17 protein-coding genes are annotated in these 18,784 nt (G+C 72.1%); 5 read left to right on the top strand and 12 right to left on the bottom strand.

The annotated features are described in order from the left end of the window. Together ACH54P_RS04775 and ACH54P_RS04770 are read left to right on the top strand one after the other, a co-directional pair. On the top strand, positions 1-1,146 hold the full coding sequence (locus tag ACH54P_RS04775) for an RNA polymerase sigma factor (protein WP_489917115.1): 1,146 nt from the start codon (positions 1-3) through the stop codon (positions 1,144-1,146). Positions 1,147-1,238: 92 nt separating this feature from the next. Next, the gene (locus ACH54P_RS04770) at positions 1,239-2,597 is read left to right on the top strand and encodes an MFS transporter (RefSeq protein ID WP_489911099.1); all 1,359 of its coding nucleotides are present in this window, start codon (positions 1,239-1,241) and stop codon (positions 2,595-2,597) included. Positions 2,598-2,652: 55 nt separating this feature from the next. Here the strand turns inward: ACH54P_RS04770 and ACH54P_RS04765 are convergent, their stop codons facing one another. From ACH54P_RS04765 to ACH54P_RS04735, 7 genes are all read right to left on the bottom strand, one after another. Then, entirely contained in the window at positions 2,653-3,996 is a 1,344-nt protein-coding gene (locus ACH54P_RS04765) for an SPFH domain-containing protein (protein WP_489917113.1), read from the bottom strand. A gap of 91 nt (positions 3,997-4,087) precedes the next feature. Next, entirely contained in the window at positions 4,088-4,576 is a 489-nt protein-coding gene (locus ACH54P_RS04760; RefSeq protein WP_489911098.1) for an SPFH domain-containing protein, read from the bottom strand. Next, positions 4,573-5,007: an NfeD family protein gene (locus tag ACH54P_RS04755; RefSeq protein WP_489911097.1), complete on the bottom strand. Its 435-nt coding sequence runs from the start codon at positions 5,005-5,007 to the stop codon at positions 4,573-4,575. The genes ACH54P_RS04760 and ACH54P_RS04755 overlap by 4 nt, the downstream gene beginning before the upstream one ends. A gap of 84 nt (positions 5,008-5,091) precedes the next feature. Continuing rightward, a complete protein-coding gene (locus ACH54P_RS04750) occupies positions 5,092-5,904 on the bottom strand; it encodes a DUF3097 domain-containing protein (protein WP_489911096.1) in 813 nt (270 codons plus the stop codon). Between the two features lie 51 nt (positions 5,905-5,955). Continuing rightward, complete coding sequence (locus ACH54P_RS04745; protein ID WP_489911095.1) at positions 5,956-6,840, bottom strand: aminoglycoside phosphotransferase family protein; 885 nt, start codon at positions 6,838-6,840, stop codon at positions 5,956-5,958. Then, positions 6,825-7,640 carry an SCO1664 family protein gene (locus ACH54P_RS04740; protein WP_489911094.1) on the bottom strand — a complete coding sequence of 272 codons (816 nt, stop codon included), beginning with the start codon at positions 7,638-7,640 and terminating at the stop codon, positions 6,825-6,827. Before ACH54P_RS04740 ends, ACH54P_RS04745 begins: the two co-directional genes overlap by 16 nt. A 2-nt stretch (positions 7,641-7,642) precedes the next feature. Continuing rightward, a complete protein-coding gene (locus ACH54P_RS04735; RefSeq protein WP_489911093.1) occupies positions 7,643-8,218 on the bottom strand; it encodes a DUF3090 domain-containing protein in 576 nt (191 codons plus the stop codon). A 76-nt stretch (positions 8,219-8,294) separates the two neighbouring features. Between ACH54P_RS04735 and ACH54P_RS04730 the strand changes: the two genes are divergently transcribed. From ACH54P_RS04730 to ACH54P_RS04720, 3 genes are read left to right on the top strand one after another with little or no spacing between them, the layout of a single operon-like run. Then, complete coding sequence (locus tag ACH54P_RS04730; protein ID WP_489911092.1) at positions 8,295-10,214, top strand: alpha/beta hydrolase family protein; 1,920 nt, start codon at positions 8,295-8,297, stop codon at positions 10,212-10,214. Beyond that, entirely contained in the window at positions 10,211-11,110 is a 900-nt protein-coding gene (locus ACH54P_RS04725; protein WP_489911091.1) for a S66 peptidase family protein, read from the top strand. Before ACH54P_RS04730 ends, ACH54P_RS04725 begins: the two co-directional genes overlap by 4 nt. After that, positions 11,107-11,511, top strand: coding sequence for a TIGR03668 family PPOX class F420-dependent oxidoreductase (locus tag ACH54P_RS04720; protein ID WP_489911090.1), 405 nt, complete (start codon positions 11,107-11,109; stop codon positions 11,509-11,511). Before ACH54P_RS04725 ends, ACH54P_RS04720 begins: the two co-directional genes overlap by 4 nt. 112 nt (positions 11,512-11,623) lie before the next feature. Here the strand turns inward: ACH54P_RS04720 and mptB are convergent, their stop codons facing one another. From mptB to ACH54P_RS04695, 5 genes are all read right to left on the bottom strand, one after another. Beyond that, positions 11,624-13,159 carry a polyprenol phosphomannose-dependent alpha 1,6 mannosyltransferase MptB gene (gene mptB / locus ACH54P_RS04715; RefSeq protein WP_489911089.1) on the bottom strand — a complete coding sequence of 512 codons (1,536 nt, stop codon included), beginning with the start codon at positions 13,157-13,159 and terminating at the stop codon, positions 11,624-11,626. Between the two features lie 81 nt (positions 13,160-13,240). Then, positions 13,241-14,893 carry a nickel ABC transporter ATP-binding protein NikE gene (nikE, locus tag ACH54P_RS04710; protein ID WP_489911088.1) on the bottom strand — a complete coding sequence of 551 codons (1,653 nt, stop codon included), beginning with the start codon at positions 14,891-14,893 and terminating at the stop codon, positions 13,241-13,243. Further along, positions 14,890-15,786, bottom strand: coding sequence for an ABC transporter permease (locus ACH54P_RS04705; protein ID WP_489911087.1), 897 nt, complete (start codon positions 15,784-15,786; stop codon positions 14,890-14,892). The genes nikE and ACH54P_RS04705 overlap by 4 nt, the downstream gene beginning before the upstream one ends. Continuing rightward, entirely contained in the window at positions 15,783-16,808 is a 1,026-nt protein-coding gene (locus tag ACH54P_RS04700; RefSeq protein WP_489911086.1) for an ABC transporter permease, read from the bottom strand. The genes ACH54P_RS04705 and ACH54P_RS04700 overlap by 4 nt, the downstream gene beginning before the upstream one ends. A 2-nt stretch (positions 16,809-16,810) precedes the next feature. Next, positions 16,811-18,643: an ABC transporter substrate-binding protein gene (locus tag ACH54P_RS04695; protein ID WP_489911085.1), complete on the bottom strand. Its 1,833-nt coding sequence runs from the start codon at positions 18,641-18,643 to the stop codon at positions 16,811-16,813. Positions 18,644-18,784: the final 141 nt, after the last annotated feature.

The raw sequence follows: 18,784 nt of genomic DNA, 5'->3' as shown, positions 1-18,784 counted from the left end.
GTGGACGAAGCCCTGGTGAGAACCCTCACCCCCACGGTGATCGGCATCCTCGTCCACCGCGGCGCCGACTTCGCGGCGGCCGAGGACGCCGTGCAGGACGCACTGGTCGAGGCCCTGCGCGGGTGGCAGGCGGACCCGCCCCGCGACCCGCAGGGCTGGCTGGTCACCGTGGCGTGGCGCAAGTTCCTCGACGCCACGCGCGCCGAGACCTCGCGGCGGCACCGCGAGGAACGCGTCGAGAGCGAGCCCGGGCCCGGGGAGGGCGTCGCGGTGGACGACACGCTCCAGCTGTACTTCCTGTGCGCCCACCCGTCCCTGAGCCCGGCCTCGGCCGTCGCGCTCACGCTGCGCGCGGTCGGCGGGTTGACCACGCGGCAGATCGCGCAGGCCTACCTGGTGCCGGAGGCGACCATGGCCCAGCGGATCAGCCGGGCCAAGCGGACCGTCTCCGGAGTGCGGTTCACCCGGAGCGGGGACATCGCCACCGTGCTGCGGGTGCTCTACCTCGTCTTCAACGAGGGCTACTCCGGTGACGTCGACCTCGCGGCCGAGGCGATCCGGCTCACCCGGCAGCTGGCGGCGCGGATCCACCACGAGGAGGTCGCGGGGCTGCTCGCGCTGATGCTGCTCCACCACGCGCGGCGCCCCGCGCGGACCGGCCCGGACGGCAGGCTCGTGCCGCTCGCCGAGCAGGACCGCGGCCGGTGGGACACCCGCCTGATCACCGAAGGCGTCGCCGTGCTCCAGGCGGCACTCGCCCGGGACCGCCTGGGCGAGTTCCAGGCCCAGGCCGCCATCGCCGCGCTGCACGCCGACGCGCGCACGGCCGAGGAGACCGACTGGGTGCAGATCGTCGAGTGGTACGACGAGCTCGTCCGGCTCACCGGCAGCCCGGTGGCGCGCCTCAACCGGGCGGTCGCGGTGGGCCAGGCCGACGGCCCGCGCGCCGGCCTGGCCGCCTTGGCGGAGCTGGACCCGGCCCTGCCCCGGTACACCGCCGCCGCCGCGTATCTCCAGGAGCGCGATGGCGACCTGGCCACCGCGGCCCGGCTCTACGCCGAAGCCGCCCACGCCGCCCCGAACCTCCCGGAGCGCGAACACCTGATCCGGCAGGCAGCCCGGCTCAACGCCCGGCTGCGCGGCTGACCGCGACCGGACGAGATACCGGCCATCGATCGCCGAATTCGTCGACGCGCGTCACACTGTTGTGTGACATCGGTCACCGGAGGTGTTGCGAGATGGTTCTGGGAGACAACGGCGTCACGCACAAGGTGGAGCCGGACAGCAGGTCAGGACGAGTCCAGGTACGACGGGCGGCGCTGGCGAGCGCCGTCGGGACGACCATCGAGTGGTACGACTTCTTCCTCTACAACACCGCGGCGGCCCTGGTCTTCCCCCACCTGTTCTTCCCCGCGTCGAGCGCGTACGCGGGTGCGATGCAGTCGTTCGCGACCTACGCGGTCGGGTTCGCCGCCCGCCCGGTCGGGGCCGCGATCTTCGGGCACTGGGGTGACCGGATCGGCCGGAAGGCGACGCTGATCGTCACCCTGCTGTTGATGGGCATCTCCTCCGGCATCGTCGGGGTGCTGCCCGGGACGTCGGCGATCGGCATCGCCGCCCCGCTGCTGCTGGTGCTGCTGCGGCTGATCCAGGGCATCGCGATCGGCGGCGAGTGGAGCGGCTCGGTGCTGCTCGCGATGGAGTGGGGCAACCAGCGCAAACGGGGCCTGCTGGGCAGTTTCGCGCAGATCGGCGTCCCGGTCGGGCTGGTGCTCGGCACCGGCGGCATGACGCTGCTGTCGGCGACCCTCTCCCCGGACGCCTTCAACTCCTGGGGCTGGCGGATCCCGTTCCTGGCCAGCCTCCTGCTCGTCGCGGTCGGCCTGGTGATCCGGCTGAAGATCCTCGAGACGCCGATGTTCGCCAAGCTCGTCGAGAACCGGCAGACCGCGCGGACGCCGGTGCTCGACGCGATCCGCCACCACTGGCGGGAAATCCTGCTCTCGGCCGGTGTCCGCTTCAGCGAGCAGATGCCGTTCTACCTGTTCACCAGCTACGTGCTGATCTACGTCGTCGCGCGGCACGAGTTCAGCAAGACGTTCGTGCTCAACGCGGTCCTCGTCGGTGCGGCGTGCGAGCTGGCGATGATCCCGTTCTTCTCGATGCTGTCGGACCGCTTCGGCCGCAAGCGGGTCTACCTGTGCGGGTCGGTGCTCACCGCGGTGATCGCGTTCCCGTACTTCACGGTGCTGTCCCACGGCGGCCACGCGCTCGTGTTCGTCGCGGTCGTGGTGTCGTTCGTCCCGCACGCGCTGCAGTACGGGCCGCAGGCCGCGCTGATCGGCGAGAGCTTCCCGACGCACCTGCGCTACGGCGGCGCCGGGCTCGGCTACCAGCTGGCGTCGGTGTTCGCGGGCGGGCCGGCGCCGCTGCTGGCGACCTGGCTGCTGCACACGACCGGGACGCCGTACGCGATCTCGACCTACATCGTCGTGTCGGCGGTGGTGACGGTGCTGTGCGTGATCTTCCTGAAGGACCGGTCGAAGGCGGACATCGACGACGCGAGCGTCTACCTGCGGGCGACCCGCACGGGCTGAAACGCCGTGAAGGCCTCCCACCAGGCGGTGGGAGGCCTTCACGGATCGGACGGGGTCAGCGGCGCGGGCCGCCCTGGGGGCCGCCGAACGGGGGCTGCTGCGGGAACGGCCCGCTGCCCGGGTTCTGCTGCGGGCCGCCGAACTGGCCCGGCGGCGGCGCCTGCGGCGGCGGACCCTGGTACTGGCCGCCCTGGGGCGGGCCGGCCGGGGCCTGCGGCTGCGGGAGCGGCTGGCCGCTCTGCGGGGTCGAAGGCTGCTGCGGCGCCGGGGTGACCTCGGTGCCGCGGTCTTCGTCCGCTTCCGGTTCCGGCTGCTGCTGGGCCGGACGCGGGATCGCCGGCCGCGCGGCCGGCGACGACGGGGTCCCGATCGCCGGGACCTCCTTGCGCGCCACGGCTTCCGCGGCCGCGACCGCCTCGGCGACCTTCGGGTCGCTCTTGGTCTCGAACCAGCTGGCGACCTCTTCGTCCTCGAGGTCGGGCTTGGCCGGGACGTCCTCCTGCGGCGGCTCGTACCGGAACACGCCGTCGTCGCCGGGGGCGCCGAGCGCGCGGGCGAAGCCTTCGAGGGCCTTGCCGTAGTCGCTGGGGATCATCCAGACCTTGTTCGCGTCGCCCTGCGCCATCTGCGGCAGCGTCTGCAGGTACTGGTAGGCCAGCACCTCCGGGGTCGGGCGGCCGGCCTTGATCGCGGCGAACACCTTCTCGATCGCCTTCGCCTGGCCCTGCGCCTGCAGGTACCGCGCGGCGCGTTCACCCTGCGCCCGCAGGATGCGGGACTGCCGCTCGGCTTCGGCGGCGAGGATGGTGGCCTGGCGGGCACCTTCGGCGGAGAGGATCTGGCTCTGCTTCTGGCCTTCCGCGGTCTTGATCGCGGACTCCCGCTGGCCTTCGGCGGTGAGGATCATGGCGCGCTTCTCCCGGTCCGCGCGCATCTGCTTCTCCATCGAGTCCTGGATGGAGGGCGGCGGGTCGATCGCCTTGAGCTCGACGCGGCCGACGCGGATGCCCCAGCGGCCGGTCGCCTCGTCGAGCACGCCGCGCAGCTGGGTGTTGATCGAGTCGCGGGAGGTCAGGGTCTGCTCGAGGCTCATGCCACCGACCACGTTGCGGAGCGTGGTGGTGGTGAGCTGCTCGACACCGACGATGTAGTTGGAGATCTCGTACACCGCGGCGCGCGAGTCGGTGACCTGGAAGTACACGACCGTGTCGATCGACACGGTCAGGTTGTCCTCGGTGATGACCGGCTGCGGCGGGAACGAGACGACCTGCTCGCGCAGGTCGATCCGGGCGCGCACCTTGTCGAGGAACGGCACCAGGAAGGTCAGGCCCGGCGACGCCACCGTGCGGAACCGGCCCAGCCGTTCGATCACGGCCGACTGCGCCTGCGGCACGACCATGATCGCCTTGGCTACCGTGATGATCACGAACAGGGCCAGTAACACGACCACGACGATCGCTACTGTGGTGGTCAAGAGATCTTCCCCTTACCTAGTACCATTCTTGCGCATTGGACGGCGTTCCGGGCGCCGCGGGCGGGCTCACCGTGAGCGTCAGCTCCTTCGTGGTGATGCCCCAGCGGCGGGTCGTGTCGTGCAGGACTGTCCACACTGTACGGTGCAGGTCCCCGGGTGCGGTGACGGCGCGCTCGGCGGTCGTCAAGCCCGCTTCCTGCCGCAGCGCCGTGCGGGTCAGCTGTTCGATCGCCAGCCCCGGATCCTTGATTTCGTAGGTCGCCGGGCGTGGGTCGACGACGGCGAACGTGACCTCGAAGCCGATGAGGACTTCCTGCCCGTCGCCGGCCTCGACGACGCGGGGCGGGGCGGACAGGACCTGCTCCCCCAGGTCGAACCGGGCGCGGACCCGGTCGGCGAACGGGAGCACGAAGTGGCGGCCGGCGCCGAGCACGGTGCGGAACCGCCCGGCGCGTTCGATCACCGCGGCCGCGCCTTCGGGCACGATGACGAACCCCAGGCTCACGGCTCCGCCGACACGACGGCGGTGGCGCCGGAGATCTCGACGACCGTGACCGAGGTCCCGGGCTGGATCGGCGGGTGGTGTTCCGACAGGCTGCGGGCCGACCAGACGTCGCCGGCCAGTTTCACCTGGCCCGCCTCGAAGTCCACTGTGGACACGACGACGGCGCGGGCGCCGATCAGGGCGTCGATGCCGGTGCGGTGGCCGGTGCCGGCGAGGAAGCGGCGCTTCAGCGCGGGCCGGACGAGCACGAGCATGCCGACGGAGGCGACGGCGAACACGGCGACGTCCACGAAGAGGTTTCCGGTGAGCACGTCGGCACCGGCGCCGAACAGCGCGCCGACCCCCAGCATGATCAGCACGAAGTCGCCGGAGACGACTTCGGCGATCATCAGGGCGATGCCGACGATCAACCAGACCAGTGCCCATGACATGGCTTCATGCTCTCAGATCGTGCCGGTTCGCACCGGGACGGTGATGGGACGTGACCCACGCGTGACCTTGGACAAATCGGACATTCAACCCTCTTCCGTCGGCTCGGTGACGAAGTCGATGAGCCGCTCCACGGCCCCGATGAGCGGGGTCTCGAGGTCGCGGAAACTGCTCACCCCGCTCAGGACACGTTGCCAGCCTTCGAAAGGTTGCCCCCAGCCGAGCGCGTCGCAGATCCCCTGCTTCCACTCGGTGCCGCGGGGGATCTTCGGCCAGGCCCGGATGCCGACCGCGGCGGGGCGGACCGCCTCCCAGACGTCGATGTAGGGGTGCCCGGTGACCAGCACGTTCTCGTCGTGGACGGCCTCGACGAGCCGGGACTCCTTGCTGCCGGGGACGAGGTGGTCGACGAGCACACCCAGTCGACGCGCGGGGCCGGTGCCGAACTCGGCGATCCGGTCGGCGAGCACGTCGACGCCGTCGAGCGCCTCGACGACGACGCCTTCGACGCGCAGGTCGTGGCCCCAGACGCGTTCGACGAGCTCGGCGTCGTGCTTGCCCTCGACCCAGATCCGCGAGTCGCGGGCGACACGGGCCTGCAGGCCCTGCACCTTCACCGACCCGGACGCCGAGACCTGCTTGACCGGCGCCTTCACCGTCTTGACCGGCACCAGCGTGACGGGCTTGCCTTCGAGCAGGAACCCGGCGGGGGCGAGCGGGAAGACGCGGTGGCGGCCCTTGGCGTCCTCGAGCACGACGTTCCCGTACTCGATCTTCACCACCGCGCCGCAGTAGCCGCTCGCCGGGTCCTCGACCACGAGCCCGGGTTCGGCGGGGACTTCCGGCACCTTCTTGCGGCGCGGGCCGGCGAGCACGTCGTCATAGGAGTGGGAGCGCACGACCAGGGAACTTAGTGGGCGTGCGCACCCGGACGGGTCATGCCACGCCGGTCAGCGCGCCAACTCGAGGACGGCGTCGGTGAACGGTGTGGGTCCACCTCGGCGCAGGGGCGCGAGTGCGACCAGCGGGGCCATGGCGACGCACCAGGCGCGGACGCGTTCGGCGTCGAAATCCGCGACGTGCGGGGCGAGCGCGGCGATGCCGTCGTCGATCGTGCCGCCACGGGCCACGGGGATGAACATCCAGTCGACGGCGTCGAGCGCCGGGTCGCCGAGGCCGGGGCGCGGGTCGATGGCCACGGCGCCGCGACCGGGTCCGGCGTCGAGGACGTTGGCCGGGTGCAGGTCGCCGTGGATGAGCGTGACCGGTCCGCTGGTGGCCAGCGCCATGGCCCGCTCGCGGCCCCGCCGCAGGACGTCGGCGCTCAGGTGGTCGGCGGCCGGCGACTCGCGGCGGCGGCGTTCGGAGAGGGTGAAGATGAACTCGATGCCCTCGGCCAGCCGCCGGAACCCCGCGATCGGGGGCACGGAGTGCAGCTGGTCGAGCATTTCGCCGAGCTCGGCCCACGGGACGTCGCCGTCCAGCGGGGTGCCGGGGACGAGTCCTTCGAGGAGGATGGCGTGGGCGTCGAGGTCGGCGTCGAGGACCTGGACGACGCGGGAGCAGCCGGCCCAGGCGCGCAGGCCGGTGAACTCGAGCCGGGCGACCTCGGGGTCCGGGGTCAGCTTGAGGACCCGCAGGTCACCGGCGGGGCCGGTGCACAGCAACGTGCGGCCGGTGTTGCCGGGCCGGGCTTCGCGGACCTCGAGGCCCCACTTCGCGGTGAGGCGGGCGACGAGGTCCGGGAGGGCGTCGCACCAGGGTCCGGCCAGGTCCGCGCCGAAACGGTCGACCAGCCGCGCGCGGGCGGCGTCGTCGATTAGAACAGCGGCCACGGGATGGCACGCCAGTCGTCGCCGGGTTCGGGGAAGATGCCTTCGGCCAGCAGCAGGTCGGTGCGTTCGGCCAGGGCCCGGATCTCGACCTTCGTGATGTGTTCCGACAGCGTCTTGCCGAGGCCGCCGTCGATCTCCGAGCGCAGCTTCCGCAGCTTCTCGACGGTGTCCGGCGGGACCGGTTCGCCGATCCAGCCCCACAGGACGGTGCGCAGCTTGGGGTCGGTGTGCAGGCAGATGCCGTGGTCGACGCCGTAGACGTGGCCGTCGACGCCGGCGAGGAGGTGCCCGCCCTTGCGGTCGGTGTTGTTGACGACGATGTCGAGGACGGCGAGGTCGCGCAGCCCGGGGTGGTCGGCGTGGGCCAGCACCGCGGGGTCGCCGAGCCGGTCGTGGGCGTGCAGCACGACCCGCCAGCCGTCGGGGACCTCTTCGGGGGCGCGGACGTCGACGAGGTCGTCTTCGGTGGTCTCGACCCACAGCTGGACCATGCCGGGGCCGAACGGGCCGTCGCGCAGGACGGTCGGCGGGATCGAGCCGATGCCGGCGGCGTCGGCGATGATCGCGGTGGCGACCTCACGCCCGGCGAGGGTGCCGTCGGGGAAGTCCCACAGCGGCCGCTCCCCCGACACGGGCTTGTAGACGACCCGGCCGGTGACGCCGTCGAGCTCGATCGCGCAGAAGAGCGTGACGTTGGAGGCGTCGACGAGCCGTCCTTCGACGTCGATGCGGCCGTGGGTGACCAGTTCGCGGGCCGCCGGGTCCTCGGGGCGTGGCGGGTCCGCGGGAGTTCTCGCCATGGTCAGTCTTCGCCCGCGTCGGTGTCGCGCCGGTAGCCGTTCTGCCGGGGGCAGATGTGCCCGGTCGGGTCGAGCGGCTCCCCGCACAGCGGGCACGGTTTGCGGCCGGCGTTGACGACGCGGTCGGCCCGCTCGGCGAAGGCGCGGGCGGCGGCGGGGCTGAGGAAGACGCGGACGGCGTCCGGGCCCTCTTCGGTGTCGTCGAGCACGACCGTCTCGTCGACCTCGCCCTCGGTGATGGCGAGGAGCTCGATGACGACCGCGCTGCTGTCGGCGTCCCAGCCGAGGCCCATGGTGCCGACGCGGAACTCCTCCTCGACCGGGACCGTGAGCGGGTCGAGGTCGACGAGGTCGTCGGGGGCGTCGTCGGGGACATCGGCGCCGAACCGGCTGGCGACCTCCTCGAGCAGGGAGCTGAGGCGTTCGGCGAGGACGACGACCTGCTGTTTTTCGATGGTGACGCTGATCGTGCGCACGTCCTCGGACGCCTGGAGGTAGAACGTGCGATCGCCGGGCTCGCCGACGGTGCCGGCGACGAACCGATCCGGCTGGCGGAAGACGTGGATTACGCGAGACATAGCACTGTCGACCCTAGGCCACCGCCGCATGATCGGCATCCGCCGCCCCACCTTCGCGGGCCGCTAGCCTCGGGGGGTGTCTCGGATCTCCCCGTACGGAACCTGGTCCTCGCCCATCACCGCCGCCGAAGTGGCCGCCGCCGGTGGCGGCCCGCAGTGGCTCGACGTCGTCGGGGACGAGGTGTGGTGGGCCGAGGCGCGGCCCGGTGAGCAGGGCCGGGTCGCCCTGGTCCGGGCGGTGCCGGGGGGTACCGAGGACGTGCTGCCGCCGCCGTGGAACGTCCGCAACCGGCTGCACGAATACGGCGGCCGGCCGTGGGCGGTGGCCGGTGGTGCCGTGGTGTTCACGCACTGGGCCGATCAGCGGGTGTACGCGCTGAGCGAAACCGGCGTGGTGCCGCTCACGCCGTCCCCGGAAGAGCCCCAGGGAGTCCGGTACGGCGACCTGCGCGCCGGGCGGCCGGGCGAGGTGTTCGCGGTTCGCGAACGCAGTGTCGGCCCGCGCCCGACCGACGTCGAACGGGAACTCGTCGCGATCGCCGTGGACGGCGGCGGCGAGCGGGTCCTCGCCGCGAGCCACCGGTTCCTGACCGTGCCGAAGCTGTCGCCGGACGGGCGGCACGCGGCGTGGTTCGGCTGGGACCACCCGCTGATGCCGTGGGACGGCACCGAGCTGTGCGTCGCGCCCGTCGCTTCGGACGGGTCGTTCGGGCCGCACCGGGTGCTGGCCGGCGGCACGGACGTCTCGGTGTGCCAGGTCGAGTGGGAGACGCCGTCGGCGCTGCTGGCCCTGCTCGACCCGGACGGCTGGTGGAACCTGCACCGGATCGGCCTGGACGGGGCGGTGGTGAACCTCGCGCCGGTGGAGCGGGAGCTGGGCGGGCCGCTGTGGAAGACGGGGTCGCGGTGGTTCGTGCCGCTCGGCGGCGGGCGGCACGCGGTGCTGGCGTCGGGGCGGCTGGCCGTGCTCGACGAGGCGGACGGCTCGGTGACGCCGGTGGCCGGGGAGCTGACGGCGTGGTCGAGCACCGGGTTCGCGGCCCTCGGCGACGAGGTTGTCGGCGTGGCGGCCGGCCCGGCGCGGGAGTCCGCCGTCGTGCGCGTTTCGCCCGACGGCGCGGTGACGGACCTGACGCCGCAGCCGGAGCTGCCCTCGGCGTTCCTGCCGGTGCCGCAGGAGCGGGTGTTCAACACGGCCGACGGCGAGACGGTGCCGGTGGTGCTGTACCTGCCGGTGAACCCGGAGTTCGCCGCACCCGGGGGAGAGCGCCCGCCGCTGCTCGTGCACGTCCACGGCGGCCCGACCGGGCAGGACTTCCCGGTGCTGGACCTGGAGATCGCGTACTTCACCAGCCGCGGCCTCGCCGTGGCGGCGGTGAACTACGGCGGGTCGACGGGTTTCGGGCGGGCCTACCGGGAGCGGCTGCGGGAGCAGTGGGGCGTGGTGGACGTCGCGGACTGCGTCGCGGTGGCCGAGGCGCTGGTGGCGGCCGGCCTGGCCGACGGCGACCGGCTGGCGATCCGCGGCGGCAGCGCCGGGGGGTTCACCGCGGCGGCGTCGCTGACGACGACGAAGACGTACCGGGCGGGCACGGTGATGTTCCCCGTGCTGGACCTGGCCGGGTGGACCGGCACCGAGGGCGACACGCACGACTTCGAGTCGCGGTACCTGGACGGGCTGATCGGCCCGCTGCCGGAGGCGCGGCAGCGGTACGTCGAACGTTCACCGCTCGCGAACGCCGGGGCGCTGGCCGGGCCGGTGCTGTTCCAGCAGGGCCTGGAGGACCGGATCTGCCCGCCGGAGCAGGCGGACCGGTTCGTGGCCGGGCTGGCCGGGCGCGGGATCCCGTACGCCTACCAGCGCTTCGCCGGGGAGCAGCACGGGTTCCGGCAGGCCGCGACGATCGTGGCGGCGCTGGAGGCGGAGCTGTCGTTCTACGGCCAGGTGCTGGGCTTCGAGACGCCGGGTGTGGCGCGGCTGGAGCTGTCGCGGTGAGGCCGCCGCGCCTGCGGGCGGGCGACACGATCGCGGTGGTGGCGCCGGCCGGGCCGGTGCCGGCGGATCTGCTGGAGAAGGCGGTGCCGGTGCTGCGCGGCTGGGGCGTCGAGGTGCGGATCGGGCCGTGCGTGCGGGCCGCGCCGGGGTCGCCGCCGTACCTGTCCGGTTCGGACGCCGCGCGGGCGGCGGAGTTCACCGAGGCGTGGCTGGATCCGGGTGTGCGGTGCGTGCTGGCGGCGCGGGGCGGCTACGGGGTGCAGCGGATGCTGGACCTGGTGGACTGGGCGGCGTTGCGGGAGGCGGGGCCGAAGGTGCTGGCCGGGTCGTCGGACGTGACGGCGTTGCACCGGGCGGTGGATGTCCACTTGGGACTGTCCAGTTTGTTCTCCCCGATGCCGGCGAGCGTGCTGTTCGACGACTTCGCGGTCGAGCACCTGCGGCGGGCGTTGTTCGACCCCGAGCGGAACCTGGTGATCCGGGGCGGTGCCCCGCTGGTTCCGGGCCGGGCGTCCGGGCGGCTGACCGGCGGCAACCTGTCGCTGCTGGCGGCGGGGATCGGGACGCCGGAGCAGGGTTCGGCGCGAGACGCGGTGGTGCTGCTGGAGGACGTGACGGAGAGCGTGTACCGGCTGGACCGGATGCTGACGCAGCTGCTGCGCAGCGGCTGGTTCGCCGGGGTCCGCGGCGTCGTGCTGGGCTCGTGGGCGGCGTGCGGGGACCCGGCCGACGTCCGGGCGCTGCTGCTGGAGCGGCTGGCGCCGCTGGGGGTGCCGGTGCTGGCGGAGTTCGGGTTCGGGCACGTGGCGTCGTCGCCGACGGTGCCGCTGGGCGTGCCGGTGGCCTTGGACGCGGACCTGGGGACGCTGACGTTCGACGCCCCGGCGCTGACATGACCCCGGAAGAGGCCCGTGACCGGTTCGCCGCGGCGAGGGTCGCGCGGCTGGCGACGGTGTCGGCGGCCGGGCTGCCGCACCTGGTGCCGGTGACGTTCGCGGTGCGCGGCGACACGGTGGTGTTCGCGGTGGACCACAAGCCGAAGTCGTCCGTGGCCTTGCGGCGGCTGCGCAACATCGCGGAGAACCCGGCGGTGTGCTTCCTGGCCGACGGCTACGACGAGGACTGGTCCCGGCTGTGGTGGGCGCGCGCGGACGGGATCGCGCGGGTGGAGCCGCCGGGCGCCGCGCCGGTGGCGTGGCTGGTGGCGAAGTACGAGCAGTACGCGCAGCGGCCGCCGGAGCACGCGGTGGTGGTCACGCAGGTCCACACCTGGCGCGGCTGGTCCGGGTCGGCCTGAATTCGCTACCCCGCGTCGGGCCGGAGTGGCATCGTCCGGCCATGGCCTATGAGGAGCGGGAGCACGCTGGGCGCTACTACGCCGTGCAGTTCTTGGACGCGGTGCGGGCTGGCTAGTCGCGGAGGAACTTCTCCGGGCGGCGCCAGGCGTCGATGATCCCCAGCGGGTCCGGCCGCAGCAGGGACGCCGCCGAGTACAGGCTCGCCACCACCACCCCGGCGATGAACCACCAGTCGTAGAGGGCCTGCTCCCCCGTCGGGTAGTACACCAGCGTCACGAACACCGAGACCGCCACCACGACGGCCAGGTGCCGGGGCTGCCACTTGAACGCCGACAGGAGCACGAAACCCCAGGTCAGGTACCACGGCAGGGTCGGCGGCATGAGGATCGCCACCGCGAGGAGGGAGATGCCCGCCCGGTAGACGGCTTCGGTGCCGCCGCCGCGGCCGAGCCACCACTGGCGGATGCCGAAGCCGATCAGCACCAGCATGCCCGCCGCGCGGGCGACCGTCACGAACGGGGACACCTGGACGTCGACGATCAGGTGGACCAGGTTGTAGAACACCTCGCCGATGCCGGTGGGGATGTTCAGCCAGTTCGCGATGAGCTGCGGGGCCTTGAGCCCGGACCACCAGCCGAGGTTGAGGGAGCCGAGCGAGATCCAGGTGCCGGCGACGAACACCGGGAGGAACAGGCCCACCGAGGCCGCGCCGGCGCGCAGGAAGTTGCGGACCTTCGACTCGCCGGTCAGGTGGTTGGCCCAGATCCACACCAGGAACGGCAGGGCGATCGCCGCGGTCGGCTTGATCAGCATGCCGATCGTGACGAGGACGACCGCGACGACGTGCTTGCGTTCCAGCGCCGCGAGGACGCCGATGGTGAGGAACGCGAGCATCATCAGGTCGTTGTGCGGGCCGCCGAAGAGGTGGATGACCATCATCGGGCTGGCCACGGCGAGCCACAGCGCGACCGGGAGCTTGCCGCCGAGGTGCTTGACCAGCCGCGGCAGCGCCCACAGCGTCCCGGCCAGGCCCACGAGCAGCACGACGCGCATGAGGATGACGCCGAGGATCATGTTGTCGCCGGTGGTGGCGACGACGCCCTTGGAGATCAGCAGGAACAGCGGCCCGTACGGGGCGGGGGTGGTCTGCCAGAGCGGGTGGACGTTCTGCACGACGTTCGGCAGCACGTCGAGCTCGGCGGGGCCGTTGGCGTACGGGTCGAGGCCGTACAGCAGCTGGGCGCCCTGGCCGAGGTAGGAGAAGACGTCGCGGGTGAACAGCGGCGGCGAGACGATGAGCGGGGCCATCCAGCAGCCGGCGGCGATCAGGACGGGCCTGCTGCCGACGCGGCCGAGCAGCACGTAGCGGCCGAGCCGCACCCAGGCCCAGACGACGAGGCCGAAGCCGGTGTAGAGGACGGCGTTGGCGAGCATGCGCCCGTGGCCGTAGCGGACCCAGGACAGCGGGCCGTGGCCGAGCACCGGGTCGGAGATCAGGGTGCCGCCGGCGCCGAGCGCGGCGATCATGAGCAGGGTCGTGCCGACCGTGCCCATCGCGATCGTGCGGTACGGGAACCGCGAGGGCGTGAGAAGCAGCCCGGCCAGTCCGGCCGAGGGCGTCTGTGCGGGGTCGGTGGTGGTCGCCATTTCCGTTCGGAGATTACACACTGCGCTCGCGCGGGGTTCCCGCAGTGCCGGGTTTCCGGCTGGGCACGGCCGCCGCCGGGGTCAGGTCCCGACGGTCCGGCGCTGGGCGGTGCCGCCGGGCAGGGCGGCCAGCAGGGACTTCGTGTATTCGTGGCGCGGGTCGAGCAGGACCTGTTCGACGGTCCCGGTTTCGACGAGTTCGCCGCGGTACATCACGGCGACGCGGTCGGCGATGTTCCAGGCGAGGCCCAGGTCGTGGGTGATCACCAGGGCGGCGAGGCCGAGTTCGCGGCGCAGCCGCAGCAGCAGCCCGAGGATCTCCCCGCGGACCGACGCGTCGAGCGACGCCACCGGCTCGTCGGCCACCACCATCGACGGTTCGAGCGCCAGTGCCCCGGCGATGACGACGCGCTGGCGCTGCCCGCCGGAGAGCTGGTGCGGGAGCCGGTCGGCGTACTTCTCGGCGGGCCGCAGTTCCGCGGCCTCCAGCGCCCGGTGGACGACGGCGCGCTCGTCGGCCAGCTTGTGGATCCGGGGGCCTTCGGCGACCGCCTCGTACACGGTGTGGGCGGGGTTCAGCGCACTCGTCGGGTCCTGGAGGACGAGCTGCACCTGACGGCGGTACGCCTTGAGGCCCGCTCCCCCGGCCGGGACCGGTTTCCCGGCGTAGCGGACCACGCCGGAGTCGGGTTTCTGCAGGCCGAGCAGGGTGCGGGCGAGGGTGGTCTTGCCGGAGCCGGACTGGCCGACCAGTGCGACGATCTCGTCGCGCGACACGGTGAGGTCGACGCCGGCGACGGCGTCGATGCGCTTGCCGGTGCGGTCGCGGAACGACACGCGCAGGTTCTCCGCGGCCAGCAGCGGCTCGCCGCCCGCCACCCGGTCCGGGGGTTCGGGCGGCAGCGGGGTGCTGGTGGCGGGGGCGAAGCGGGACACCGGGTCGCCGACGGTGGGGAACGCGGCGGCGAGGGCGCGGGTGTGCTCGTGCTTCGGCGCGCCCATGACCTCGGCGCTGGGGCCTTCCTCGACGATCTGCCCGTCGTACATCACCGCGATGCGCTCGCAGGTGGCGGCGAGCACGGACAGGTCGTGGCTGATCATGATCAGGCCGATGTCCTGCTCGGCGACCAGCCGGGACAGCAGCGCGAGGACCTGGGCCTGGACGATGACGTCGAGGGCGGTGGTGGGCTCGTCGGCGATGATCAGGCGGGGTGAGCAGGCCAGCGCCATGGCGATCATGACGCGCTGCTTCTGCCCGCCGGAGAGCTCGTGGGGGTAGGCGCCGGCCCGGCTCGGGGGCAGGTCGACCTGGGTGAGCAGTTCGGCGACGCGGGCGTCGACCTCGGCGTCGGTGGGTTCCTTGCCGCCGGGCGGGTGGAGCCGGAGGGGTTCGGCGATCTGGTCGCCGATCTTGCGGACCGGGTTGAGGGCGTGCATGGCGCCCTGGAACACCACGGACGCCTCGGCCCAGCGGACGGTGCGCAGGCGTCCCCACTTCATGGCGGTGACGTCTTCGCCGTCGAGGAGGATCTCGCCGGTGATCTCGGCGGTGCGCGGGAGCAGCCGCAGCACGCTCATCGCGACGGTGGACTTGCCGGACCCGGACTCGCCGGCGACGCCGAGAGTGCCGCCGGGGTCGAGGGTGAGGTCGACGCCGCGGACGGCGGGGACGTCGTTGTCGCCGACGCGGTAGGTGACGTTGAGGTCCTTGAGCTGCAGCAGCGGGGTGGTCACTTCTTCAACCTCGGGTTGAACACGGTCTCCAGGCCCCGGCCGACCAGGGTGAAGAAGAGGACGACGAGGACGATGGCGATGCCCGGCGGGAGGACGTTCCACCAGGCGCCGCGGCTGATGGCGCCGTTGTTGAGCGCGTTTTCCAGCACCAGGCCCCAGGTGACGGAGTTGGGGTCGCCGACGCCGAGGAACGACAGGGTCGCGTCGGCGATGACGGCGTTGCCGACGACGAGGGTGGTGTTGGCCAGCACGAGCGGCATGACGCCGGGGAGGACGTGCTTGCCGATGACGTGCAGGTGACCGCCGCCGAGGGCGTGGGCGCGCTCGATGTAGGGCCGGCTCTCGATGGTCAGCGTCTGCGCCCGGACGAGCCGGGCGGTGCTGGGCCAGGCGGTGAGGCCGATGGCGACGATGATCGTGCCGACGCCCTTCGGCAGCACCGCCGAGAGCGCGATCGCGAGGATCAGCGAGGGCAGGACCAGGAAGAAGTCGGTGAACCGCAGCAGCGTCGCCGACACCCAGCCGCCGAAGTGGGCGGCGGCGATGCCGATGAGGGTGCCGATGACGACCGACAGCAGCGCGGCGGAGAACCCGACGAGCAGGGAGACGCGGCTGCCCCAGATCGTCATGAGCAGCACCGACCGGCCGAAGTTGTCGGTGCCGAGCCAGAAGTCGGCGGTGGGCGGGGACAGCGGCTGCCCGGTGGCCTTGGTGACGTCGAGGCCGCTCTGGTCGCTGATCAGGGGCAGGAGCAGGGCGACGACGACGGTGGCGCCGAGCAGGACCAGCCCGATCAGCGCGGCGCGCTGTCCGGCGAACTCCTGCCAGGTCCGGGCGAGCGAGGCGCGGCGGCGGTGCCAGGCGATCTGCCGGGGTGTCTCGGCGGTGGTCATGAGGTACGCACCCTCGGGTCGAGCACGCGGTAGAGCAGCTCCGCGAGCAGGTTCATCAGCACCACGGCGCTCGCCAGCACGGTGAACACGCCCTGCAGCACCGGCAGGTCGGGCCCGTGCAGGGCGTCGTAGGTCAGCTGGCCGAGGCCGGGCCAGCTGAACACGGCCTCGACGGTGACCGCGCCGGCGACGACCTGGCCGAACTGCATGAACACCAGCGTCGTGGTCGGCAGCAGGGCGTTGGGGACGGCGTGGCGGCGGCGCACGAGGTCGTCGCGCAGGCCCTTGGCGCGGGCGGTGGTGAGGTAGTCGGCGTTCATCTCCCCCAGCAGCGACGACCGCATGATGAGCATGTACTGGGCGTAGAACACCGCCAGCAGCGTCAGGCACGGCAGCACCAGGTGGTGCAGGACGTCGATCGTCTGGGAGAGGACGTCGGGCGCGGCGTCCGGGGAGTGCATGCCGCGGCTGGGGAAGAGGCCGCCGGTGACCACGAGCAGCATCAGCCCGAGCCAGAACTGCGGGACCGACCAGAGGGTCAGGGCGATCCCGGTCTGGGCGCGGTCGAAGAAGCTGTCGCGGCGCCAGGCGGCGCGGATGCCGAGCCACAGGCCGAGGAGGACGGCGAGCAGGGTGGCGCTGCCGACGAGCAGGATGGTCGGCCAGAGCCGTTCGCCGATCATGTCGGCGACCGGGCGGCCGTTGTTGAGCAGCCGGGACTCGCCGAGGTCGCCGTGCAGCAGGTCCCAGAAGTACTGGCCGAACTGGACGAAGACGGGCTTGTCGACGCCCATCTTCTCGCGCAGCTCGGCGATCTGCTGGGGGCTGGTGACGCGGTCGCGGGTCATGGCCGCGACGGGGTCGCCGGGCAGCATGCGGAAGAGGAAGAAGAACAGGACGATCACCAGCACCACGCTGATGATCGCTTCGAGGACCTTCTTGAGCACGAACCGGGCGGTGCCGGTCCCGCCGCGGTGCTCGTCGGGGTCGACGAGCACCGCGGCTTGTTCGGGGGCGGTCATGGTTATTCGCGGTCCTCCGCCGACTTGCCGCGACGGCCGATCAGGATGCCGCCGCCGACGAGGATCACGACGACGATGGCGCCGACGACGATCCACACGACGGTGCCGCTGTCGCCGGAGCCGGCCGCGGTCTCGGTGCCGGCCGGGGTGGCGCCGTAGACGCCCCAGTAGCCGGTCTGTTCGAGGATGGCGCCCTGGGGCTGCGGCTGGGTGGTGAAGCCGGAGAACTTGTCGGAGCGGTAGGCCTCGAGCGCGTTCTGGTAGTCGAGCACGATCGTCGGGATCTGGCTGTAGAGCCGGGCCTGGGCCTGCTTGACGTAGTCCGCGCGCTTCGCGTTGTCGGTCTCGGTGAGCTGCTTCTTGTAGAGCTCGTCGTACTGGGCGTCGCAGAAGAACGTGTCGGTGCTGCCGCCCTTGGCGTCGGCGCTGGGCCGCGCGGCGCAGGTGTGCAGCGACAGCGCGTAGTCCGGGTCCGGGCTGGTGCCGTAGCCGCCGATGGCGAGGTCGTACTTGCCGGTGGCGGTGCGGTCGGACAGCTCGTCGTCGGAGACGAGGTCCTGCTTGACGGTGATGCCGATGTCCTTGAGCCAGCCGGCGACGTACTGGGCGACGCCCTGGTCGTAGCTGCGGTTGGCGTGCCCGGTCAGGCGCAGTTCCAGCTTGGCGCCGCCGGGGGCGGTGCGGACGCCGTCGGCGCCCTTCTTGTAACCGGCCTGCTCGAGGGTGGTGTTGGCGGCGGCGAGGTCGAACTTGACGCGCTCGGCGTCGCTCGGGTCCCAGTGGTAGTCGCGGTAGATGGGCGGCACGACGCCGCCGCCGACCTGGCCGAGGCCCTTGAGCACCTTGTCCACGATGGTCTTGGTGTCGACGGCCTGCGCGATGGCCTTGCGGACGGCGAAGTCCTTGAGCACCGGGTTGCCGTCACCGATGGGGTTGTTGGCGTTGTCGGCGACGCCGAAGTTGATCGACAGCTCGTCGTAGCGGCGGCCGGGGGCGGCGTTGGTGGTGATGCCCTGCTGGCCCTGCAGCGCGGCGAACTGGTTGGGGTTGAGCCGGTTGATGACGTCGACTTCGCCCTGCTTGAGCGCGTTGACCGCGGCCTCGGTGTCCTTGAACTGCAGCAGCTGCAGTTCGTCGACCTTGGGGGCGCCGCGCCAGTAGTCCTTGTTGGCCTTGAGCTTGACGTACTCGTTCGGCTTGTACTCGGTGACCTGGTACGGGCCGTCCGCGACGCCGGCGATGGCCAGTTCGTCGGTCTTGGGGTCCTTGAGGTCCTTGACCGGTTCCCAGATGTGCTGCGGCACGATCGGGACGTCGAGCAGGTTCATGTTGACCTGCACGGTCTTGGTCTTGATGACGAGGGTGGTGTCGTCCGGGGCGGTGACCGTCTCGAAGTTGCCCACGTAGTTGCCGTTGGCGGTGCGGGCGTTCTCGTCGGTGAGCATGCGGTTGAAGGTGAACGCCGCGTCCTTGGCGGTCACCGGCCGGCCGTCGCTCCACTTGACGCCGGTGCGGATCTTGAACGTCCAGGTGAGCTTGTCCGGCGACGGGGTCCACGTCTCGGCGAGCGCGGGCGAGGCTTCGGCCTTCTCCGCGTCCGGGACGGTGAGGAACTCGTAGGTGAACCGGCCGATCTGGGTGGAGGCCGAGAGGATCGCGGTGAACGGGTTGAGGTGGTCGATGCCGGTCGTCAGCGCGACCCGCAGCACCTTGCCCTGCTGGGCCTGGGCGGGCACGGCGAGCGGGATCGCCGCCAGGGTCGCCGCCGCGACGACCGCGCCCACGCGGCCGAACCGCCCGACTCTGCGTTGGAAATGCACCAAAAACCACCCCATCGTTCGCTGTGAGCCTCCCCAAGGACGAGAAGTAACCACATATCGGGACAACCGCGCAATATGTTCCCGCCTCGGCAGGTGTCCGATCGTTATCGATCGGATTTGGTGACGCCGCGTGATCGGGGATCCGCGCTCGGCGCG

The sequence above is a fragment of the Amycolatopsis sp. N2S4-7 genome (genome assembly GCF_058119595.1).
Note: the sequence above shows the minus strand (reverse complement) of the source record. Positions and strands in the feature narration are given on the sequence as shown.